19 protein-coding genes are annotated in these 21,619 nt (G+C 64.2%); 7 read left to right on the top strand and 12 right to left on the bottom strand.

Going from position 1 to position 21,619, the window contains the following annotated elements; translation table 11 throughout:
* Positions 1-2 precede the first annotated feature (2 nt).
* The 6 genes from ESP70_RS10760 to ESP70_RS10735 all read right to left on the bottom strand — a co-directional run bounded on the left by ESP70_RS10760 (position 3) and on the right by ESP70_RS10735 (position 7,747).
* Complete coding sequence (locus ESP70_RS10760; RefSeq protein WP_223148696.1) at positions 3-1,109, bottom strand: zinc-binding dehydrogenase; 1,107 nt, start codon at positions 1,107-1,109, stop codon at positions 3-5.
* 41 nt (positions 1,110-1,150) lie between these two features.
* Positions 1,151-1,879: an ABC transporter ATP-binding protein gene (locus ESP70_RS10755; RefSeq protein WP_149689261.1), complete on the bottom strand. Its 729-nt coding sequence runs from the start codon at positions 1,877-1,879 to the stop codon at positions 1,151-1,153.
* A gap of 1 nt (position 1,880) precedes the next feature.
* Complete coding sequence (locus ESP70_RS10750; RefSeq protein WP_149689260.1) at positions 1,881-2,705, bottom strand: ABC transporter ATP-binding protein; 825 nt, start codon at positions 2,703-2,705, stop codon at positions 1,881-1,883.
* On the bottom strand, positions 2,695-4,716 hold the full coding sequence (locus tag ESP70_RS10745) for an ABC transporter permease (protein WP_149689259.1): 2,022 nt from the start codon (positions 4,714-4,716) through the stop codon (positions 2,695-2,697). Before ESP70_RS10745 ends, ESP70_RS10750 begins: the two co-directional genes overlap by 11 nt.
* Before the next feature lie 118 nt (positions 4,717-4,834).
* Complete coding sequence (locus ESP70_RS10740) at positions 4,835-6,127, bottom strand: ABC transporter substrate-binding protein (RefSeq protein ID WP_223148695.1); 1,293 nt, start codon at positions 6,125-6,127, stop codon at positions 4,835-4,837.
* 300 nt (positions 6,128-6,427) lie between these two features.
* Positions 6,428-7,747: a PucR family transcriptional regulator gene (locus ESP70_RS10735; RefSeq protein WP_188110588.1), complete on the bottom strand. Its 1,320-nt coding sequence runs from the start codon at positions 7,745-7,747 to the stop codon at positions 6,428-6,430.
* A 282-nt stretch (positions 7,748-8,029) separates the two neighbouring features.
* Between ESP70_RS10735 and ESP70_RS10730 the strand changes: the two genes are divergently transcribed.
* The 6 genes from ESP70_RS10730 (at position 8,030) to ESP70_RS10705 (ending at position 15,200) form a co-directional block, all read left to right on the top strand.
* The gene (locus tag ESP70_RS10730) at positions 8,030-9,091 is read left to right on the top strand and encodes an alpha/beta fold hydrolase (protein ID WP_149689256.1); all 1,062 of its coding nucleotides are present in this window, start codon (positions 8,030-8,032) and stop codon (positions 9,089-9,091) included.
* 321 nt (positions 9,092-9,412) lie between these two features.
* On the top strand, positions 9,413-10,342 hold the full coding sequence (locus ESP70_RS10725; protein WP_223148694.1) for a 3-hydroxyacyl-CoA dehydrogenase: 930 nt from the start codon (positions 9,413-9,415) through the stop codon (positions 10,340-10,342).
* A 55-nt stretch (positions 10,343-10,397) separates the two neighbouring features.
* Positions 10,398-11,906 (top strand): flavin-containing monooxygenase, encoded by a 1,509-nt coding sequence (locus tag ESP70_RS10720; RefSeq protein ID WP_149689254.1) that lies wholly within the window; start codon positions 10,398-10,400, stop codon positions 11,904-11,906.
* Entirely contained in the window at positions 11,903-12,805 is a 903-nt protein-coding gene (locus ESP70_RS10715) for an alpha/beta fold hydrolase (RefSeq protein WP_149689253.1), read from the top strand. The genes ESP70_RS10720 and ESP70_RS10715 overlap by 4 nt, the downstream gene beginning before the upstream one ends.
* Before the next feature lie 21 nt (positions 12,806-12,826).
* Positions 12,827-13,861, top strand: a complete 1,035-nt coding sequence (locus ESP70_RS10710) for a zinc-dependent alcohol dehydrogenase family protein (protein ID WP_149689252.1) — start codon at positions 12,827-12,829, stop codon at positions 13,859-13,861.
* Between the two features lie 67 nt (positions 13,862-13,928).
* Positions 13,929-15,200 carry a PucR family transcriptional regulator gene (locus tag ESP70_RS10705; RefSeq protein ID WP_149689251.1) on the top strand — a complete coding sequence of 424 codons (1,272 nt, stop codon included), beginning with the start codon at positions 13,929-13,931 and terminating at the stop codon, positions 15,198-15,200.
* 12 nt (positions 15,201-15,212) lie between these two features.
* Here ESP70_RS10705 and ESP70_RS10700 read toward each other — a convergent pair whose 3' ends face one another.
* From ESP70_RS10700 to ESP70_RS10685, 4 genes are all read right to left on the bottom strand, one after another.
* Entirely contained in the window at positions 15,213-16,805 is a 1,593-nt protein-coding gene (locus ESP70_RS10700; RefSeq protein ID WP_149689250.1) for a long-chain-fatty-acid--CoA ligase, read from the bottom strand.
* Positions 16,806-16,997: 192 nt separating this feature from the next.
* On the bottom strand, positions 16,998-18,083 hold the full coding sequence (locus tag ESP70_RS10695) for an alkene reductase (protein WP_149689249.1): 1,086 nt from the start codon (positions 18,081-18,083) through the stop codon (positions 16,998-17,000).
* Between the two features lie 38 nt (positions 18,084-18,121).
* A complete protein-coding gene (locus tag ESP70_RS10690; RefSeq protein ID WP_188110587.1) occupies positions 18,122-18,640 on the bottom strand; it encodes a TetR/AcrR family transcriptional regulator in 519 nt (172 codons plus the stop codon).
* A 7-nt stretch (positions 18,641-18,647) separates the two neighbouring features.
* On the bottom strand, positions 18,648-19,385 hold the full coding sequence (locus ESP70_RS10685) for a hypothetical protein (protein ID WP_149689247.1): 738 nt from the start codon (positions 19,383-19,385) through the stop codon (positions 18,648-18,650).
* 179 nt (positions 19,386-19,564) lie between these two features.
* Here ESP70_RS10685 and ESP70_RS10680 point away from each other — a divergent pair, with 179 nt between their 5' ends.
* Positions 19,565-19,756 (top strand): ferredoxin, encoded by a 192-nt coding sequence (locus ESP70_RS10680; protein WP_149689246.1) that lies wholly within the window; start codon positions 19,565-19,567, stop codon positions 19,754-19,756.
* Between the two features lie 92 nt (positions 19,757-19,848).
* On the opposite strand, the gene ESP70_RS10675 is transcribed toward ESP70_RS10680, so the two are convergent.
* Positions 19,849-20,385: a 2,4'-dihydroxyacetophenone dioxygenase family protein gene (locus tag ESP70_RS10675; RefSeq protein ID WP_149689245.1), complete on the bottom strand. Its 537-nt coding sequence runs from the start codon at positions 20,383-20,385 to the stop codon at positions 19,849-19,851.
* 81 nt (positions 20,386-20,466) lie between these two features.
* The gene (locus ESP70_RS10670) at positions 20,467-21,558 is read right to left on the bottom strand and encodes a zinc-binding dehydrogenase (protein ID WP_223148693.1); all 1,092 of its coding nucleotides are present in this window, start codon (positions 21,556-21,558) and stop codon (positions 20,467-20,469) included.
* Positions 21,559-21,619: the final 61 nt, after the last annotated feature.

Raw genomic sequence — 21,619 nt, 5'->3', positions numbered from 1 at the left:
GTTCAAACGGCAGAGGGGAGGACCACGATCTTGGCATCCCTCTCTGGGTCGGCAAGACGCTCGAACGCCTCGGGAATTCCCGCCAGCCCGATGCGATCGGTGATGAGCGGCGCGACCTGCAGCGCCCCCGAAGCCAGGTGGCCGAGCACTTCGGCGTATTCCTCACCGGTGAACGCAATACTGAACACGAAGTCGTACTCCTTGAGCATCGCGTGCGTGGGGTAGAACTCGTCCTTCTGCATGCACACCCCAGCCACGACAATCTTGGTGCAAGCAGCTGCTCCGTCGAGGATCTGTTGGATGATGCCTGGCACCCCTACACACTCGAACACCACCGAGGGCCTGACGTCACTCGGGAACAGGAGGTTGGGACGTGCCGCCTTGGCCGGATCCGTGGTCTCAGCGACGGAACGCCAAGCCTCATAGGGTGACGTGACACGCGGGTCGACCACGAGGTCAGCACCGAGCTCGGTTGCCATGGCACGCCGCGAGGGCGAGAAGTCTGCCGCAACAATCGGTCCGACACCACGCATCTTCAAGATCGCGATGATCGCGAGGCCGATCGGGCCGCACCCGATCACCAAGGGCACGTCGTCGGGACCCAGGTTGCCGCGATTCACCGCATGCAGCCCGACTGCGAGCGGTTCGGTCAGCGCTGCGATCTCGTCTGGCACGTTGTCCGGGACAGGGATCATCAGAGCCTCGTTGAGAAGCATGTACTCCGCGTAACCACCCGGCATGTCCGTCCCGGCGTAGCCCAGCAGAATCAGTCGGTCGCGGATCAAGATGCCTGGCGATGCAACTCGAGTTCCCACCGGGATGGCGCCTCGTGTGTCCGGGCCGTACGCCACCACTTCGGCACACAGCTCATGGCCCATCACGACATCGTCGTCAATGTCGAACAAGTCGACTCCCGTCGCGGCCTTCGTGCTCGACAGCAGCTCGGCGGTGTGCGACAAGCAATGCAGGTCGCTACCACAGATTCCCGTTGCGAGAACCTTGACCAGGACTTCTCCGGGACCTGGTGTGGGAATCGGAGCCTGGACCATTTCCAGGCGCCCTTTGCGCATCACGACGACGTTCATGCTGTTCAGATCGGTGGCTTCCATGATTGTTCTCCTGTTCGGATCGGTGTCGTTGTTGTGAGCCATCAGACGTCTGCGACGCGACCGAAGTACGCCGCTTCGACGTTCGCCCGCTGGCTTCTGAGCAGTTCCGCGGACCCGGACAGGGCCACCCGCCCGTGGTGCAGGACCATCGCCGAGTCGGCGATCGCCAGGGCAAGATCGATGTGCTGCTCAACCAGCACAACTGCCATGCGTTGTTCGTCGGCGATCAACCGCAGGCGGGGAAGAAGGTCCTTCACCGCGATGGGTGACAACCCCATGCTCAGCTCGTCGATCAGCAGGACCTTCGGGCTGGGAAGCAACGCCTTGGCGAGTGCCAGCATCTGCTGCTCACCGCCGGAGAGGTTGCCGCACCGCTGGCCCTGCATTCCCTTGAGCTTGGGGAAGTACTCGAACACGTCCGCAAGATCCGTGCCACCCTTCCGCCTGGCGATGCGGAGGTTGTCGGCGACGGTGAGCTTGTGGAAGACACCGCGGTTGTCCGGGACCAGTGTCACGCCGCGACGCGCGTTGCGCTCGACTCGCTTGTCCAACGGGGCGCCCAAAGCCTGGACCGTCCCAGCGATGGCGGGCAGAGCTCCAACGGCAGCCAGCAACGTCGTGGTCTTCCCCGCCCCGTTCGGGCCGAGCAGCGCCATGATCTCACCCGGCCGGACGCTCAGATCGAGGTCCCGCACGGCCGGCACACCGCCGTAGCCAACCGTGAGACCCGCCAACGTCAGTACCGGCTCAGTGGCCAAAGTCGAGGTCATCTCATCGTCCCTTCTGCGGCGAGGTGGTGCCCGAGGTCAGCTGGCTGTCGAGCACGTCGGAGGGTTCCACGTCCGGGCTGCCGAGGTACGCGGCCACGACGCGCGGATCGTCCCGGATCTGCTGAGGCTTGCCAGTCGCGATGACCTTGCCGAAGTCGAGCACGTACAACCGGTCGCACACGTCCAGGACCAGTGACATGTCGTGGTCGATCAGGAGCACCCCGATTCCGGCTGCTGCGATCCTTCGCAGCTCTTCTCCGAAGTGCTGGCTCTCGTGGGTGTCCAGACCTGCGGCGGGCTCATCCAGCAGGACCACGCGCGTGCCACCCACGAGGGCACGCGCGACCCCGACCATCTTTTGTTGCCCCAGCGCCAGCTCTGATGGGCGGCGGTCGGCCACGTCGGCCAGTCCCACCATCTCGAGAGCGGTATCGATTGCCTCGACGGGTGGCGCGGAGCCCGTGATGATGTCGGCGAGCAAAGCCCTGATGCCTGGACGCTGCAGCGCGACAGCGAGATTTTGCGCGACTGTGAGGTCGCCGAACAACTCCCCTGCCTGCCATGTCCTCGCCATGCCTCCACTTCGACGGCGGTGTGAGCTGTAGCCGTCGATCCGTTGGCCGGCCAGCCGCACTTCGCCCGTCGACCGGGTGAATCCAGTCACCGCATCGACGAACGTCGTCTTGCCTGCGCCGTTCGGCCCGATGAGTCCAACGATCTCGCCGGCCTCGACTGTCAGCGCGACATCGTCGTTCGCGACGACACCGCCGTATCGAACCGAGAGGCGCCGGGTCTCGAGGAGTGAAGAGCTCGATTCAACCGACATGTGTTCCCACCTTCACGCTGGACATTTCCAAGGAGGTCGTGCCGTTCTCGGCGACGCGCGCGAGCCGAGCGGTGCGAACCCTGGTCTTGAGCTTGTTGGCGAGTTCCGCGTTCGCCCCGGCTGCGCCGATCGGGTTGGTGATCGCCATCAACAACAGACCCCCAGCCGCAATCACCTGGTAGTACTGCCCCAGGTCGAGTGTCTGGTTCAAGAAGACGTAGAAGACACCGAGCGGGCCGATGAAGCCCGCGATCAGAGCGCCGCTGACCGACGTGATCCCACCGCAGTACGCGATCGCCAGCATCGTGAGGCCGACCACCACCGTGAACGATGCTGCAGACAGCTGCCCGCGGCTGTATCCGATGAGACAGCCGCCGACACCGGCAAGAAAGGCAGACAGCGCGAAGCCGAGCAACTTGGTCGCCGCCACGTTGATTCCCACGGAGGCCGCCGCGCGCTCGTTGGACCGCACGGCCAGGAATGCCCGACCGGTGGCGCCGGCCATGAGCCGCATCACGAGAAGTGTCATGACCGTGACGACGACCAACACCGTCATCGAGAAGGCCACTGTCGTGAGCTCAGTGCCTCGTCGTACTGACAAGTTCATGCCCAAAAGTGTCGGCTCAGATATCTGGTGGCCCTCGTACGGCGTCAGAGCGGGGTTGTTGAACACAAAGTTCTGAATCGCGAATGCCGCCGCAAGCGTCACCACAGCGAGCTGGGCGCCACGGATCCGAAGAGCCGGGACGCCGACCACGACGCCGAGTGCCGTCGCCACCAGTGCCGACAGCACGATGCTGAACGGGAAGGGCACACCCCAGTTCACGGTCAGTTTCGACAGTGCGAAGCCGGCGGTTCCGGCAAAGGCGATGCTGGCCAGCGATATCTGCCCGAGATACCCGGTCAGCAGAACCAGCGAAAGAGCGATGAGCGACAAGATCATCGACGTGACGATGCCGAATCGCCAACTGTCGGCTGTCAGCAGGATCGCGAGTGCTGCCGCGGCGACCACGGCGATCGTCGGAATCGGTCGAATGCGCGGCACGGTCACCGCAGGCATCTTCAGCTCACCGAGAGATCCGCGCGACGGGATCTTCCCTCCGAGCAGGAACAGCGCCACGACGACCACCACGAACGGCATCGCGTCACCCAAGCCGGCCTGCGCCCAGGCTGGCCACCAGTCGAGCGTGTTGGCCCAGAGCAGGACAGCCTGGAAGGAACCGAGGACCAGACCTGAGACCGAAGCGACAGCGAAGGACGCCAGGCGCCCGACCAGGGCGACCGCCATCGCCGGCACGACGTAGTACGCGTAGCTCACCGGATCCAGTCCGATCGTGTACGCACCAAGGACCACGATCAAGCCGGACGCGGCACCACTGATCGTCCACACCGTCGCGGCGAGCCGGTCTGGCGCATATCCCGACAAACGGGCCGCAAGCTCGTCCTCGGAGGCTGCCCGCGTGGCAACGCCACGGGTCGTCAGTCCGAAGTAGGCCCACAGCAGTGCACCCACGGCGATCGCGGTGCCGGCCATCAGGAGATCGCTGACGTTTACGACCGCCCCGGCCACGGTGATCGTGCCCTCCGGAAGAATGGGAAGCGCCGCCAACGACTCCGTGTTGAAGCGCAGGGATACCAGCGCCTGGAGGAAGAGCATCAATCCGACTGACGCGGCGACGTTCGCCAGAGCGGGGGCACGACGTAGGGGACGAAACACCACCAGGTGCGCGATCAAGGCCCACGCTGCGGCGGTGGCGACACCGAGCAGAACGGCAGGCAGCATGGCCGTCGGACTGGCGACGCTCCCAAGACTGACGTCACCGATCGGGAGCACCAGCGTGCCGTCGGTCCGCAGCGCTGCAACGGTGTACACCGCCCACAGCGCGATCGAACCCTGCGCGAAGTTGATGATGCCGGTTGCCGCGTAGACACCGACCAAAGATGTCGCGAACACCGAATAGACGGCGCCGACGGACAGCCCGAGGAACACGAACTGAAGGAACTCACTCATAGGTCTGGGCCTACCTCACTACTGGTTCGGGACGGTCCGGGCCGCCGCCCGACATGAGTCGGAGCGGTGACCCGGACACGTCGTCTGGGCGTGTTATGACTGGACTTCTGTGAAGTCCCTAGTTCGCCCCGGGGATGGCTTTGAGTCCCTTCGGGTCCGGCTGAATGGCCTTCCCGCCGACGAGCTCGGTCTTCTTGTTGCCGACAACCTTGAAGTTGTAGAACTCCGTGGTGCAGTTCGGGCTCGTCGGCCGGTTGCAGCTCAGCACCGGGCCCAGGAACGATTGATACCCCTCAACGGCCTTGAGTGTCTTGAGCACCGAGGGACCGGTGTACTCGCTGGGCTTCGCTGCGCCCAACGTCTTGGCGAAATCGACGACTGTGGCGAACGTGGCGAACGCGTACCAGTCGCTGGGCCCGCCCTGGGCCGTCAGGTAGTCGGCTGCGACGTCAAGGTTCTTCTTGACCTCAGCTGGTGCCGAGCTCTTGGCTGTGGGCAGCCAGACGGAAGAGTACGTCTCTGCACCGACTGCCTTCTGACCCAGCTTGTTGATGAACTCCGTGCAGGTGGCGAGGAAGATGACACCCTTGAACCCCACGTTTTGCAGGGACTGGGCCAGCTTGTTGCACGTCGGCTCGTCGAGCGCTAGCAGGAGACCGGCGACCTCTGCCTTGGTCGACTTGATGGTCGACGCAAGGACGGAGAAGTTGGGGTTGCTCGGCGAGTAGTAGACGCCCTTGACATCCAGACCGATGCTCTTGCCCAATGGCGTGAGAATCTGGTCGTTGGTCTGATGTCCTGAGGGGAGATCAAGGTTGGCCAGCGTCACGGATGAGTAACCCTGTTGCTTGATGGACTGCATGGCGCCGAGCAGGAACGCAGCGGGAGCAGGGCCGAAGTAGACCCGATCGTCGGGCTTTGAACCGGTCACCGTGTCGAACGGAACCGGACCGATCATGGGGATCTTCGCCGATTGGAGAATGGGTAGCGCTGCGCTGGAGGTGGGATTGAACGCATCGATCACCGCGACCACACCGGACTTGGCCAGCTGGTTCGCGCAACCGATGTTCGTCTCCGGAGAGGCAACGTCGACGTCACAGCTCACCACCTTGATCGGGTGGTTGTCGATGCCTCCGAGGTTCCCGTTGACGTACTTGACCGCCGCGTTCAGACCCTGCGGCGCGCCAGGTGACTTGGCCGAGCCGTTGACTGGGTTGAGGATGCCGAGCTTGATGGGTGTGCCCGTCGCCTTGTTCAGACTCTTGGGCGTCCCGGCGCTGCTCGAGCCTTCCGAATCATCACCGCACGCGGCGAGCGAGACGATGCATGCGGCCACCAGCGCCACTATCGCGCCGCGGCGCCCTGCTTTGCGGATTCTTGCACGTGCATTGCGTGAGTGAGTCTCAGACACGGGGGACCTCATCTGGTTGGGCTCGACGGAGCGGGGATGACCTTGTCGGTTCCACCAGCCCTCCGTCGCGATGCGACAGACCGCGTCATGACGCCATTGCCCACTGCAAACAGAGCCGAGATCCCTGGACTGTGGGAGTGCTGACGGTGACCGACGTCAGCGAGTGTGGCACCCGTCACAGCGAGCACTCCATGTGTGCGGTGCTAGTCGTTCGTCCAACAATTTGTGCGGCGACACAATCTGAGCGGCGTCACGAAAGTTGCACGAGAAGCGGCAGGATGTCTGCTCGAAACAGCTCGCTCACCCACCGCTGGAGCGAGTCTTATCGAGTCTCTTGAGCACCGGGAGCATCGTCAGAGCAACGCGCAGTTCGAGCGAGTTCTCGTCGATACTTCGACCCAACAATTCCTCTGCCTGACGCACCCGATAGTTCACCGTGTTGGGATGAACCGACAACTCAGTCGCGGCCCGCGCCCGGCTGCGATTCTCTCGTAGGTAGACGTGCAACGTCATGGCCAGTCGAAACGTCGACTCGTCATCGACTGCCAGAGCGCCGAGCGTCTGCCTGACGAATCGCGTCGCGTGCTCCGGATCGGCGACACACAACGCCGTCACCGCAACATCCTGATATCTCGTGACGCCGACTTCTTCGGGCGGGAGCAGCGCCGCCACGCGGCGTGCGTGTCCGGCCTGAGTGTGCGTCAGCCGGAACCCGTCGATGCCGTGAGCCGACTGGCCCACCGCCACCTTGACCCCTTCGGGAAGCACAGAGCCGCCCTTCTCACCAAGATTGAACACCAGGTCGGGGCCGAAGTCGCGACGGCTGCTGAACCAGCCGGCAACCGCCAACGATCCCAGCGGATGGGTGATGCTCGACTCCGCGCCATGTGCCCGAGCGATCGCGGCGACCACCTCACTCAGCGCCGGCAGCGAAGTCGCCGAATCCGACCAGTGGTCGGACCACACGATGACCCCGACGTGGTGTCGTGTCAGGTCATACCTGAGTCTCTCCGACAACGAACGCACATCTTGATCACGATCGGCCAGCACGTCATCGATGGCCGCACCACGCGATGCCGCGGCACCCTGCAACCACGTCTCCCTCTCGACCTCGTACGCCTCGTCCGCACGCGTCATCGCCCGATCGACGAATTGCAAGAGCATCGTGGTGGCAAGATCGACCGCCAGCGCTCGCTCTGGGCCTTCTGAAGTCTCCTCGAGGATGCGGCTGTGCAGCCAGCGCCACACATGCTCCTGCGCGAGTCGATAGAACCGCGAATGCCAAGACAGTGGAATCTGTCTCCAGACTGCCGACCGCATGATGGCAAGCGTCGACGGCGGCAGGTCGCTGTGGGCGGGGTTGCCACCAACCTCCAGCAACTGGGCAAAAAGTCGCACACTCTCCTCGGTGCTCGACATCGCCTCGTCGACTGTTTGTGCATCAACGAACAACTCAGGGACTTCGCCGCGCACCAGGGAAACGGTGTCCGCGGCAACGGCGGCGGCAGATTGCCGGAGACTCCCGGCGATGGGTTGGAGGACGTCGCGCCACGCCCGTTCAGCGGTCGCCTCACGCAAGGGCGGCCACTCCGGCTCCGCACCTTCGATCGCTCTCTTCATCATCGCCACCTCACATCGGGCTCGACCGCTCTGGGCCACCAGCGCGAGCGCACTGTCCCATACGTTCCTCCCATTGTCTGCGCCACCTCAACATCTGTGCTGACAGACTCGTCCGCTCCCGTCACGTTCGACATGTCGCGGGACAACAGTTCGCACGGCACTTCTTGGGATCTGCGCACAAGACGCAGCCTGTGAGTTCGATCTACGTTTTGTGAGCGGCACCACACGGGGCTGCCGATGGTTCCCCAGGACACTGTCCGTCGCCTGAAAGAGAGTCACCCCATGCCGAGGTCTGATTGGCAAGAAGTCACCGTCACGTCGAATGGTCAGAGAATTCACCTGCGCGTCTCCGGCGACTCCGGCCCGTTGGTGCTGCTGTGCCACGGGTTCCCCGAGTCGTCATACGCCTGGCACCACCAGCTCGATGCTCTCGGCGCCGCTGGCTACCGCGCGGTGGCGATGGACATGCCCGGGTATGGCCGATCGGCAAAGCTCCAGCAGCCGTCCGACTATCGAATCACCGAGCTGGTCGCCTACTGCGTGGGCGTGGTGGAGGCGCTGGGCGAGAGCACTGCGGTCATCGTCGGTCACGACTTTGGCGCGCCTGTCGCGTGGGCATCGGCATGGACACGTCCCGACGTGTTCCGCGCCGTCGTTGGCATGAGCGTGCCTTTCGGGGCCCGCGGGCTTGCCGCACTGCCGGGTGATCCGTTCGGAGATGTGCGGCCGACCCTCACTCACCGGGAACTCGCCGGTCCCGGCCTGACCTTCTACCAGGACTATTTTGCCGACCGATCAGGCAAGGCCGAGAAGGAGATCGAGCAAGATCTGCGGACCTTCATCACCAGCGGCTTCTACGGGCTGTCCGCTGACAGCCCGCTCCCCCCTGAGCTGAATGGTGTGGATCTGACGTCGCTCCCACCAGAACACGTGATCGGGTTCGTGCGAGCCGCGATGTGTGTCCCCGACGGCGAGGGGTTCGCCGTCAATCTTCAGTCCCCGGAGACATTGCCTGGCTGGCTCGATCACGAGACGCTGGACATCTTCATCGCCGAGCTCGAGTTCGGCGGCATGAGGTCACCTCTGGCGTGGTACACGAACGCCGACTTGAACTGGGAAGTGCTCGCGCAGTACCAGGGGCAGCCACTGACTGTGCCGGCGATGTTCATCGGCGGCGATCGAGATGTCGCGACGATCTGGAGCCAAGAAGCCCGTCTGCGGGCAGCTGAATACATTCCCGATCTGCGCGGATCCGTCATCATCCCGAACTGCGGACACTGGATCCAGCAGGAGCATCCCGAAACTGTCAATCAGGAGCTGCTGACTTTCCTCAAGGGCCTCTGACGGCTCGGCAGACAGTGCTACGTCGGGCGATGAAATCGTCCGACGTAGCACTTCCTCGTGCGTCCCCAGCTGGTTGACAGCCGACTCGTACCACCGCACACCGCGTTGTTACGGGATCACAATCCGCCGCCGAAAGTTTGGCACGACGTGACGAGCGCCACACCACAGGCCCGCCATAGATTGTGTCCACAGTCACACCCAGAACATCTGCGATTGCAGCGATCAGGTCATCCGTACGAGCAAATCCTCGCCGAATTCAGCAGTGGCGCCATGCCCACCGACTTACGAAAGTAGCCATCCATCATGTCTCGACTGAACAAAGTGACACTTCTCGGATCCGGCGTGCTCGGCGGGCAGATCGCCTGGCACAGTGCCTACAAGGGGAAGACCGTGACGGTCTACGACATCGCCGAGGATGCGCTGAAGCACTGCCGCGACATGCACGACCAATACGCCGCGATCTATCTAGCTGACGTGGGTGCGACCGAGGCAGAGATCGTCGCGACCAGCGACCGGCTGACCTACACGACCGACCTTGCTGAAGCCGTCGCCCAGACCGATCTGGTGATCGAGGCCGTCCCTGAGATCCCCGACGTCAAGACCTCCGTCTACCAGGAGATGGCCGACCTGCTGCCGGAGGACGCGCTCGTCGCCACGAACTCCTCCACGTTCTTGCCCAGCACCTTCGCCGACGCGACCGGTAGGCCGGAGAAGTTCTGCGCCCTGCACTTCGGCAACGGGATCTGGGCGATGAACTTCGCCGAGATCATGGCTCACGCCACCACTGCGCGCAGCACACTGATCGAGATCACCGAGTTCGCGATCGAGATCGGGATGATGCCGATCCCCGTACGCAAGGAACAGAACGGCTACGTCGTCAACACCTGGACGGTTGCCCTGTCCAACGCGGCGCAGACCCTCGTGACAAACGGCGTCAGCACACCAGAGGACGTCGACCGCTCGTTCATGAAGTTCGGCTTCCCCATCGGCCCTTTCGGGATGCTCGACCAGGTCGGCATGAAGACCGCCTACGACGTCCTGTCCTACTGGGGCGCTGAGAACGCGGACGAGCAGATGACCGCCAATGCGAGCTACATCAAGGAGAACCTCCTCGACAAGGGCCTCCTGGGCGCCCAGACCGGTCAGGGCTACTACACGTGGCCCGACCCAACTTTCCTCGCACCCGACTTCCTCGCCGTCCCAGACATCTCGAAGGTCCCCGAGATCGTCTCGCTGCTGATGCCGCACTGATCCCCCGCTATCCCCGCACACCCGAGCACACCATCATCCAGAAGGAAGAACGACCATGACCGCATCCACTGCGACCACCTCCGTCCCACAGCACGTTGACGTGCTCGTCGTTGGTGCCGGGCTGACCGGCATCGGTTTGGGCTACCACCTCACAACTCTGCAACCCGGGAGGAGCTTCGCGATCATCGAGTCGCGCGACGCCATCGGTGGCACCTGGGATCTGTTCCGGTACCCCGGGATCCGCTCGGACGCCGATCTGTACGCCTTCGGTTTCGGCTTCAAGCCTTGGAACAAGGACAACGCGATCGCCGATGCCGACGAGATCCTTGAGTACCTTCAGGAGACGATCGACGAGAACGACTTGGGATCGAAGATCCACGTCGGCCACAAGGTCGTCTCGGCCGACTTCTCCACGGCGGATGCGAGGTGGACAGTCACCGTAGAGCGCACCAGCGATGGTGAGCGCTTCGAGATCACCGCCGGTTTCCTGTCGTCCGCGGCCGGCTACTACGACGTCGACGAGGGCTACACCCCGCACTTCGAGGGTCGCGACGACTTCCGGGGCGAGATCGTTCACCCGCAGCACTGGCCCGCCGATCTCGACTACGCCGGCAAGAAGGTCGTCATCATCGGCAGCGGTGCGACAGCTGTGACCGTCGTGCCCGTGATGGCCGAGACTGCCGAACACGTCACGATGCTCCAGCGATCGCCGTCGTACGTCATGCCCGCGCCCCGCAAGGACCCGTTGCCCATCCTCCTCCGCAAGGTGCTGCCCGACACCGCCGCACACAAGATCACGCGCTCCGTCAACATCAACAAGCAAACGCTGCTCTACAACGCGAGCCGAAAGTTCCCCAAGCAGATGCGGGCGCTGGTGCGAAAGGTCAACATCAAGGCCCTGCCCGAGGGCTACGACGTCGACACGCATTTCAATCCCGACTACGCGCCGTGGGACCAACGCATGTGTGTCGTCACCGACGGCGACATGTTCAAGTCGATCGCCGCCGGCAAGGCATCGGTCGTGACCGATCGCATCGTCCGATTCACGAAGACCGGCATCCTGCTGGAATCGGGCGACGAGCTCGAGGCCGATGTCATCGTGACTGCCACGGGTCTCAACATGGTGCCGTTCGGCAAGATTCCCCTCCATGTCGACGGCAACAAGGTGAACCTGCCTGACCACGTGTTCTACAAGACACTCATGGTCAGCGACATCCCGAACTTCACCTTCACCGTCGGCTACGTCAACCACGCCTGGACCCTGAAGGCGGACCTCGTTGCGCAATGGACGTGCCGGCTCCTGGCTCACATGGACCGCCACGGCTACTCGACTGTGACTCCGACGATTGACGACCCGACCATGACCCGTAGCCCCTACATCGACATGGGCACGGGCTACGTCAACCGCGCCATGCACCTGTTCCCGCAGCAGGGTTCGAAGGGACCTTGGGTGGTCGCCCAGGACTACAAGGGCGACCGTCAGCTGCTCGGCAAGGATCCGATCGAGGATTCTGCGTTGGTCTTCACATCCGCCACGGCGAAGACGCTTGCGACCGCCGGATGACCAGCTCGACAGCCATCATCCACGTCGAAGGGCGGCGAACCCGAGTACGCGTCGACGGGGATCGGGCCAACCCACCCGTGCTGCTTCTTCATGGCATCGGCCGCAGCCTCGAGGACTGGGCCCCTCAGTTCTCGAGGTTGTCGGGGAGCCACCGACTGATCTCGATGGACCTGCCAGGCTCAGGATTCAGCCAACGGTCCGAGTCACCGACCTCCCTCCCCGTGTTGGCACGAGGCGTTCTCGCGACACTCGATGAGTTGGGTGAGCAGCGTGCACTGCACGTGATCGGGAACTCGCTCGGCGGTGCAGTGGCTCAGCAGCTGTTGACTCTCGCGTCGGATCGGGTGGCGAGCCTGGTGCTCGTCAACAGTGCGGGGTTCGGCAAGGAGGTCGCCCTGCCCCTCCGGCTGATGTCGACCCCGTTGCTGGGACGGTTCCTTACATCGCACACCACCCCGACGACCGCACGGGTGGCCGAGCGCTTGGGGTACGCAGACCCGAGCCTCGCGACCCCATTGCGGGTGGACCACGCGATGGCCATCGCCCGACAGCCTGGGACTGGCAAGGTTGTCTGGGAGACTGCCCAGGCGTTGGCCACATTGCGCGGGGTACGTCCCGAATGGCGAAAGTCGCTTATCGAACGGGTTGCCGCAGAAGGCAAACCGACCCTGGTTGTCTGGGGTGACCGCGATCGCGTCCTACCGGCACGCCATCTCGTCGAGGCCCGCCGACTGTTCCCTCATGCGGCGACCCACCTGTTCGCGGGGACGGGCCACATGCCGCAGATCGAGCGCCCCGACGAGTTCGCCTCGCAGGTCCTGGAGTTTCTCGCCACGGTTGATCGCGCCAGCCAACCCCGCAAGTCACGACGCAGCCGACGCCAGCCGGCCGACGCCTAACTATCAAGTGAAAGGCACGCCATGCGCGCCACAGTCCTTCACGGTGCTCGGGACGTCCGCATCGACGACGTCCCCGACCCCCGCATCACCGCGCCAACCGAGGCGATCGTCCGGATCTCCGCCGCTTGCATCTGCGGTACCGATCTGCACCCCTACGGAAACATGGACCCAGCGGAGCATCCGGTCCGCATCGGGCATGAATTCATGGGTACGGTCGAGGACGTCGGATCTGAGGTTACGACCGTCAAACGCGGCGATCTGGTCGTTGCACCTTTCGTCTACTCCGATGGCACCTGCCAGTTCTGCCAGGCAGGTCTGCAGACGTCATGCACCCACGGAGGATTCTGGGGTGCCCTCGGTGTCGATGGCGGCCAGGGCGAGGCGGTGCGCGTGCCGTGGGCCGACGGAACACTGGTGGCGCTGCCACCCACCGACGATCCTCGACTCATCAAGTCTCTTCTGACGCTGTCCGACGTGATGGGCACCGGACACCACGCTGCACTCACCGCGGGAGTACGCCGCGGCGACAGTGTCACGGTGATCGGCGACGGCGCAGTCGGCCTGCTCGCCGTCCTGGCAGCTCGTCGACTCGGGGCGGAGCGCATCATCTTGATGGGACGCCACATCTCGCGGACTGACCTCGGGCGAGAGTTCGGCGCCACCGACGTCGTGGCCGCGCGGGGCCAGGAAGGTATCGAACAGGTACGGGAGCTCACGAACGGACATGGGACCCGCGCCGTCATCGACGCGGTCGGCTTCTTGGCAGCTTACGAACAGGCCTGCGGTGTCGTGCGCGCCGGTGGCGTCATCAGCCGGGTCGGGCTGCCCCAGTACGAACAGGCACCCCTCGGCGTACCCATCTGGTTCAACAACGTCACGCTCACAGGCGGGATAGCGCCCACACGTGCGTACATCGTCGAGCTGCTTCCGGAGGTGCTCGACGGCACGATCGAGCCCGGCAAGGTCTTCGATCGCACGGTGGATCTCGACGGTGTGCCGGACGGATATCGGGCGATGGCTGAGCGCGAGGCGCTCAAGGTGCTGGTCACCCCATGAACTGGGCCGGGTCGTCTCCCCCTCCAGAACGACCCGGCTCGTCACGCCATGAGAGGGCCAACTGACCATGTCGATCCACACGTCTCCGCACTTCCTCCCCGGTCACCACGTGCCCGCCCCCTATCCACCGGACAGGCCCGGGGCAGTGGTGGTTGAAGCGTGCCGCCAGCTCGCAGACGACGTGGACCGGCTGACACGTGTCCTGTCGGAGCAGATCGCCGCGAAGGAGCCTTACTACTCCGAGACGCTCGGCATCGGCCCGCTCATGGACAGCGTGCGGCCCAACATCCTCGCAATCCTCAGCGCGATATCCGGCGATCATGACGACGAAGTCACCGCACCGCCTCGTGAGACTGGCCGCAGGAGAGCAGAGCAGGGCGCACCGTTGGCAGTCGTGCAACGCGCCTACCGTTTGGGGATGTCCTCCATCTGGGACGAGCTCGTCAAGAAGCTCGGCTCGGACCCGAGCACCGTCCAGCATCTGCTGCAATCGGCGGCGACCTTCTGGAACACGCTTGACGAGTACCTGGAGATTCTGAGCGCCGCGTACCGAGAGTTCGAGGTCGAGCAGACCCAACGTAACACCCGTTTGCGCGAGGTTGCGCTGACGGCTCTGTTCCACGGCACCCACGCGACGGGACTGACGATCTCAGGTGTTGCGACGGCGCTCCGTCTGCCCGCCAGGGGCACTTTCGTGGTGGTGGCCACCGACCCACTTCCGGCCGGCAAGGACGGCGCCTTGGTGTCGACGGATCGCACCCTGGCTGCGTGCGGGGTCCACACCGCGTGGCGGTCCGACATCGACGGAGAGGTCGGACTCATCGCGTTGAGCCGCCGGTATCCGATCGAGCGTCTCACCGACCACCTCACGACCCTGCAGCTCGGCCGGGTCGGTGTCAGCGAGATCTTCACATCGGTGTCGGAGGCCACCGCCGCCGCGGTCGATGCCCGCGCGGCGAGAGGTGCTGCCGCCCCGGGGAGCAACGCCGTGATGCGCTACGAACAGGCTCGAGTGGCTGTGCTGCTGGCCTCCGAGCAAGAGGTGTCTGCCGATCTGGTTCGCGATGTCCTCGGCGGACTGACCGTGCTGCCGGCCGACGAGCAGAACCTGCTGATGGGCACACTACGCGCCTGGTTCGAGGCGAAGGGATCCACTGCGGAGGCAGCGAAACTGCTGCACTGTCATCCCAACACCGTTAGGTACCGCATGGCGAAGCTCTGTCAGGCAACCGGCCGCACCCCCACCGAGCCGATCGACGCTGCACATCTCTATCTCGCCATGGAAGCACGGCGCGTCCTCACACCGGCCGCGCCTTCGAAGGCCGCGCACCTCGCCTGAGTGGGATCGTGTTCAGCTGAGCTCGCGCTTGAGGATCTTGCCGGTGCTCGTCATCGGGAGCTCCTCAACGAACTCCACGACCCGCGGATACTTGTAGGCCGCGAACTGCTCCTTGCCCCACGCCACGACATCAGCCTCGGAGACCTCATCATGGTCCTTGTTCTTCACGATGACGGCCTTGATCTCCTCACCGTGCTGATCGTTCGGGACACCTATGACGGCCACCAACGAGGCTGCTGGGTGCTGCAATAGCACCTCTTCGAGCTCGCGCGGGTACACGTTGAAACCACCTCGGATGATCATGTCCTTGGATCGGTCGACGATGAAGTAATAGCCGTCCGCGTCCTTCTTGGCCAAGTCGCCCGAACGGAACCAGCCGTCCTTGATCGCCTCGGCTGTCGCGTCAGGGCGCTGGTAGTAGCCCTTCATGACGTTGTGACCCTTGATCGCGATCTCACCGACCGCGTTCGGGTTGTCGGGCACGTCGGTCCAGTCGTCGTTGATGAGCTTCATCTCGACTCCGGGGATTGGCTTGCCGATCGACCCGACCCGAGGCTCCTCGCCGAAGACGGAGAATGCCGCCACCGGAGACGTCTCTGACAGGCCATAGCCCTCCAGGATCGTCACGCCGACGCGCTCCTTGAAGTTCTTGTGCACCTCGCCGGGGAGGGCCGACCCGCCCGCGATGGCCACGCGGAGGTTGGCTGCCAACGTTGCCACGTCGACTCCCTCGTCGAGTGCACCGAGCAGTCCCCAGTACATCGTCGGCACGCCGGCGAACAGAGTCACCCGATTCGTCAGCATCAGGTCGAGCGCGGCCTTGGCCTCGAACCGGGGAAGCATCACGATCGTGCCGCCGAACGCCAGGGCTCCGTTCTGGATCACGGTCTGCCCGAACGAGTGGAACAACGGCAGCACACACAGGTACGTGTCGGGGTGTGCCGCGTCGACACCGAACATGTCCGGGCCGGCGAGTGCGTTGTCGCGCATGTTGCGGTGCCGCAGCTCAGCGCCCTTGGGCTGCCCAGTGGTGCCGGACGTGTAGAGGATGACGGCGGTGTCCTCGTCATCAACCGCAGCAGTCTCAAACGTCGAGGACTGATCGGCCACCGCTTGTGCGTAGTCCACAGCAACACCAGTCGAGAGCTGTTCGCCCAGCATCGCCGTCGGAGTCGACTGCGGCGCCGACACGAGGAAGAAGTCGACGCAGCTCTCTGTCTCACTGAAGCCGAGCCAACCGGCCTCTCCGATCGGCAGCTCGGCCGATCCCTCGAAGGCGAAGTAGGCCTTGGCTTCCGAATCAGCCAGGTGATACGCGACCTCGCGAGGCTTGAGCAGGATGTTGAGCGGGACGACCGTCGCGCCGGCCTTGAGGATGCCGAAGTAGATGATCGTGAAGTACGGCACGTTGGGCGATGACAGCGCCACCTTGTCGCCTGGCTCGATACCGCGCGACACCAGGAGATTCGCGACGCGGTTCGCGGCGGCATCGACATCCGCGTACGTCAACGTCGACCCGCCGAAGATGATGGCTGCTCGGTCAGGGTGTCGCGCTGCCGAGTCGCTGAGCAGGCATGACACGTTGCGGTTGGAGTCCTTGGCCATCTACTTCTCCTGAGTGTGCATTCCGTGACGGGCCGCCACCGACGTGTGGGTCGTCTCTCATCTCGAAGATGAGAGACACGGTCATTCTCTTTCAGAGGCGTGGCGCGATCATCGGCTCGCGGTCCGACGATCGCCCCAACCTTTCGTGCCGCGCCACAATGACTGGCACCAGTCGTTGCGGCGTGGCCATGCCTACACCGCGGCCAGCACCGGATAGTCGGTGTACCCGCGGTGGTCGCCACCGTAGAAGGTCGCCGGATCGGCTTCGTTGACCGGCGCACCCTGCTTCCAGCGCTCGACGAGGTCGGGATTGGCCAGGAAGGATCGGCCAACCGCGACGACGTCAGCCAGTCCGTCACCGAGAAGGTTCTCGACGGTCTCCAGCGACGTCGGCTCGGCGCTTGGTGCGTTGAGCATCAACGGGCCGTCGAAGCGCTCGCGCAGGTCGGCGACCAATGGGCCGAAGTGCTCCTGTGACACCACGAGAACACTCAGATAGGCCAACCCGACGTTGCTGATCCCGTCAACCACCGCACGGTATGTGTCGACCAGGTCTTCACCCGGCTGCTCACCCATCCCGTTGAGCGGATTGCCCGGGGCCAGTCGCACTCCGACTCGCTCCGCACCGATTGCGTCCGCTATCGCAGCGACAACCTCGACCACGAACCGGGCGCGCCTCTGCGGCGTTCCCCCGTACTCGTCATCGCGCAGGTTGACCGTCGGGTCGAGGAACTGGTGCAGCAGGTACCCATTGGCCGCGTGGACCTCGACACCGTCCAGTCCAGCGCGCATTGCGTTGCGGGCCGCCACGACATACTCATCTCGGATGCCGTCCAGCTCGTCGGCGCGAGCCGCCCGGGGCACGTCATGAGGCTGAGGTCCAGTCGGCGTGAACATCTCGCCCGGAGCCTGGACCGCACTCGGAGCGATCGTCTCGGCGCCGGCCTTGTTGTCGGTGTGGGCGACCCGGCCGACGTGCATCAACTGCGCGACGATAGTGCCGCCCGCGGCATGCACGGCCTCGGCAGCTGCTCGCCAACCTTCGACCTGCGCATCGGTGTAAAGACCCGGCGCGAACGGATACCCCTGGCCTACCTCGCTCGGTGCGATTCCCTCGGTGATCAGCAACCCGGCACTGGCGCGCTGCGCGTAGTACTCGGAGTTGAGTGCCGTGGGGACGTTGCCCGCTCCGGCACGACTGCGGGTCATCGGAGCCATGACGAACGACTGGGGCAGATCCCAGGGTCCGACGGTGACGGGCTTAAAGGCAATTGACATGAAGAGGGTCCTCTTTCCATTGAATTACGATCATCATACTAACACCCCTTTTCTTCCATGCCGTAGAGGTCCATCAGGTCCAAGGAGGCCAGAATCGTCAGCAATACGGCGTGAGCCATGAATCGCCGGACTTCGTCGGGGTCAGCGCCGCTCGAGACTCCGACTTCGGCCCACATCGACTCGAAGCTGCTCTGCACCGTCGCGGTCAGCGCAGGGTCGTGGGCCGCGCCCCAAACGTGCAACTGACGACGAAGCGTGCCGAGATCCTGTTCGCTGAGCCGAAAGTACGTCGACTCGAGGGCCTGCAAAGGCGATCCGTCAGATTCGCGATCGGCGCGTGAAGAACGGAGCAGATTCAACAGTCGCTCGGTGTGCTCCCCAATGGCAGCCGAGATGAGCTCGGACTTGGTACCGAACAATCGATGTACGTAAGGCGCGGAGACACTCGCCCGCCGGGCGATCCGATCGATGGGAGTGGCATCCAGACCGGAGACGCCGAACTGCTCAAGCGCGGCGACCAGGATCGCCGCGCGTTGCTCCTGCGCTGACTTCCGCACTTGAGGATCACAACCCGGCGCGATTGGCGGGAGGCAAGCCCGGAAACGGTCGGACATCGATCCCGAGACTCCCACTGACCGCCAGGGGTCGTACCTGCAGGAACACGCCGGCACGGTGCGTCTTGTTCTTGAGAGCGTGCTTCAGCGCGGTCGCGTGCCCGCCGGGCTTGTAGGCGAACTCCTGGGCCAGCGCATACGTCTTCCACAGGCTGATCGATGTGTGCTCGAACGGCAGCTGGGACGAGATGTCGACGCTGCCACGGTGGCCTGGATGATGAGCCGCACGACTGGCGGCATGCATGTTGTTGCGCACGAATCTCAGGAGGTGTCCCCTTCGAAGAACTCCGTGGACGATCGCCACCATCGGCTCATCAGCGACCAGGGGCTCCGCGCCTTCGGCGCACGGCAGCCACCCGTGCCAGCGATCCCCTTCCTCGCTCACCTTGACTCGAACCATCTGCCCGTCGAGGCTGAAGCGGCCGGCACCCTCGATCAAAGCGCGAAGCCGCCCCCCGAATGCCGCCTCAGCCGCCGCCGGGGAATCCCAAGCCGCAACCAGCGTGCATCCACCCGGCACCAGCCGGGGCGCGAGCGAATACGTCGCGTTGTTCGAATAGTTCACAGTGGCGGCCCGCAAGCCCCGAATCCCGCGATTCAGTTCACTGTTCGCCCTTCGGCGCCACCGAAGGCGACCGCCAGGCGGACGATCAAAGACATCGACGGTCAGAAAGTCGGCACTGTCCATGAAGTCCCCATAACGAAGTTACGCACGAATGTTGTTTGAGGTTAGGCCACGATCACCGGCCTTGCAAGGGTCTTTCCGCCCACTCCTATCCCGCGCTAGCTTGGCCGCTGCGCGAGTAGTAACGAAGTTACATTCTGGAGCCACTACTTGGCAGGTAGCCCTCTCGATAGGCGAGGCAGATGAAGGTGACAGTCGATCGAAGCAGGTGCACGGGACTCGGAATCTGCGAGTCGATCAACCCTGGGACGTTCGAGATCGATGACGACGACAAACTCGTCATCCTCCAGGACGGCATCCCCGACGAAGATGTCCAGGGCGCCCACCAGGCGGTGGCATCGTGCCCCACCCAGGCGCTGAGCATCAGTGCATGATGCCCACACACGAGCAGTCGCGGCCTCCCCCACGGTGCAGCATCCACGTCAAACGACATGTGCACCGCAGGAGCGGCCTCGACAGCTAGGCCCTACTTCGCCTTCTTGCTGAAGCCGGCGAATCCGCCGACGAGGTAGTTCGGCTCCTCGATGCCCTGCTTCTCGGCACACTGGGTCACCAGGTGCTGAACCGTGACGGCATCGAGGACCGAGTGGAACTGGCCGTCGTCAGTGAAGCTGACGTTGGCTCCACTGATGATGAACAGGATCACCGAGTCCTCGGTGTTCGATGCCGGTACGGCCAAAGTGTGCACCGACGAAGCCGGCTCGTAGAGGTAGGAGCCCGCGGTCTGCGGCTGGTCGGGGTATTCGGCGTAGATCCAGTTGCCCGACAGCGTGTAGGCGTGCACCGATCCCGTGTGCAGGTGGATCGGGAGGTCGATGCCAGGCGCGAATGTCGCCAGGACCGACCAGATGCCGATCTCCGGGTCCAGCAGGAGCGGCTTGAAGTGTGCGCCCTCGGTCAGACCGTCCAACAGCAGCGGCATGTCGTTGACGTTCACGGTGAGCAGCTCGGTCTGAGGGAGCGACAGGACGGGTACTTTCTGGGCAGTTTCGACTGCGGTCATGATATTTCTCCAGTTCTAAGAGGTGATGCGATCGTGCGGAAAAGTCGGGCGGACTCTGAGTGCAAGGGCCGGGGTCGTGCGTCAGGGCATGATGACGATCTTGGCGTCCTGTTCGGGGTCAGCCAGCCTGCTGAACGCCTCAGGGACGTCGTCATAACCGATGCGACTCGTGATGAACGGCGCGATGTTGACGTCATCACGCGACAGGTAGCCGAGCGCCTCGATGAACTCCTCGACGGAGTACGCCATGCAGAAGACCATGTCGATCTCCTTCAGGAGTGCGTACGTTGGCAGCACGCGATCCTCCTCCATGCACAAGCCTGCGACGACGACCTTGGTGCACGGAGCGGCGCCGGCGAAGATCTGCTGCAGGACGCCAGGAACCCCGACGCACTCGAAGACAACCGACGGCCGGTAGGCGAATCCGGGGAACATCGTGGTCTGGCGACCGAAGCGCTCCGTCTCCCCCACCGCAGCGGCATCCTTCCAGGCCTCGTACGGCGACTCGACGCGCGGATCGACCACGATGTCCGCTCCAAGCTCGGCGGCCAGAGCGCGACGCGCGGGCGAGAAGTCTGCTGCGATGATCGGCCCGATTCCGCGCAGCTTCAGCACCTTGATGACCGCGAGTCCGATTGGCCCGCACCCGATCACGATCGGCACGTCGTCAGCCCCGAGCCCACCCCGGTTGACGGCGTGGACCGCCACCGCGAGGGGTTCGGCCAGTGCGGCGATGTCGCTGGGCACGCTGTCGGGCACGGGGATCATCAGGTCTTCCGACAACAGCATGTACTCGGCGTACGCTCCCGGCGACTCGACGCCGGCATAGCCGATCAGGATCGGCTGCTCGCCACGCAGAAGAAAGGGCACCGACGTCACGCGCGAACCGATCGGAATCTCACCGCGCGTGCCTTCGCCGTACTCGACGACCTCCGCGCAGTACTCGTGGCCCATGACGATCGGGTTCTCCGGATCGAACAGCTCGAAGCCGGCAACGGCCCGAGTGCTGTCGATGAGCTCTTGACCGTGGGTCGCGCTGTGCAGGTCGCTGCCGCAGATGCCTGCCGCCAGGACCTTGACGAGGACGTCGCCCGGACCAGGCTTCGGCACTGGCGCCTCGATGACCTCGAGCTCGCCCCGTCGCAGAGTGACCGCCTTCATCGAGCTGGTCATGACGCCCACCGGGCGGTCGTATCGAAGTGCCTCATGATGATTTCCTGTCTTTCGTCGTGTG

It is taken from the genome of Aeromicrobium ginsengisoli (genome assembly GCF_004134905.2).
Lineage (GTDB): Bacteria > Actinomycetota > Actinomycetes > Propionibacteriales > Nocardioidaceae > Aeromicrobium > Aeromicrobium ginsengisoli.
The sequence above is the reverse complement of the archived record's forward strand: the minus strand, read 5'-3'. Positions and strand labels throughout refer to the sequence as shown.

Bases quoted from the DNA above. Each gene is read 5' to 3' on its own strand.
- ESP70_RS10760 (WP_223148696.1), bottom strand. From the start codon at position 1,109: ATGGAAGCCACCGATCTGAACAGCATGAACGTCGTCGTGATGCGCAAA.
- ESP70_RS10755 (WP_149689261.1), bottom strand. From the start codon at position 1,879: ATGACCTCGACTTTGGCCACTGAGCCGGTACTGACGTTGGCGGGTCTC.
- ESP70_RS10750 (WP_149689260.1), bottom strand. From the start codon at position 2,705: ATGTCGGTTGAATCGAGCTCTTCACTCCTCGAGACCCGGCGCCTCTCG.
- ESP70_RS10745 (WP_149689259.1), bottom strand. From the start codon at position 4,716: ATGAGTGAGTTCCTTCAGTTCGTGTTCCTCGGGCTGTCCGTCGGCGCC.
- ESP70_RS10735 (WP_188110588.1), bottom strand. From the start codon at position 7,747: ATGAAGAGAGCGATCGAAGGTGCGGAGCCGGAGTGGCCGCCCTTGCGT.
- ESP70_RS10730 (WP_149689256.1), top strand. From the start codon at position 8,030: ATGCCGAGGTCTGATTGGCAAGAAGTCACCGTCACGTCGAATGGTCAG.
- ESP70_RS10720 (WP_149689254.1), top strand. From the start codon at position 10,398: ATGACCGCATCCACTGCGACCACCTCCGTCCCACAGCACGTTGACGTG.
- ESP70_RS10715 (WP_149689253.1), top strand. From the start codon at position 11,903: ATGACCAGCTCGACAGCCATCATCCACGTCGAAGGGCGGCGAACCCGA.
- ESP70_RS10710 (WP_149689252.1), top strand. From the start codon at position 12,827: ATGCGCGCCACAGTCCTTCACGGTGCTCGGGACGTCCGCATCGACGAC.
- ESP70_RS10705 (WP_149689251.1), top strand. From the start codon at position 13,929: ATGTCGATCCACACGTCTCCGCACTTCCTCCCCGGTCACCACGTGCCC.
- ESP70_RS10700 (WP_149689250.1), bottom strand. From the start codon at position 16,805: ATGGCCAAGGACTCCAACCGCAACGTGTCATGCCTGCTCAGCGACTCG.
- ESP70_RS10695 (WP_149689249.1), bottom strand. From the start codon at position 18,083: ATGTCAATTGCCTTTAAGCCCGTCACCGTCGGACCCTGGGATCTGCCC.
- ESP70_RS10685 (WP_149689247.1), bottom strand. From the start codon at position 19,385: ATGGACAGTGCCGACTTTCTGACCGTCGATGTCTTTGATCGTCCGCCT.
- ESP70_RS10680 (WP_149689246.1), top strand. From the start codon at position 19,565: ATGAAGGTGACAGTCGATCGAAGCAGGTGCACGGGACTCGGAATCTGC.
- ESP70_RS10675 (WP_149689245.1), bottom strand. From the start codon at position 20,385: ATGACCGCAGTCGAAACTGCCCAGAAAGTACCCGTCCTGTCGCTCCCT.
- ESP70_RS10670 (WP_223148693.1), bottom strand. From the start codon at position 21,558: ATGACCAGCTCGATGAAGGCGGTCACTCTGCGACGGGGCGAGCTCGAG.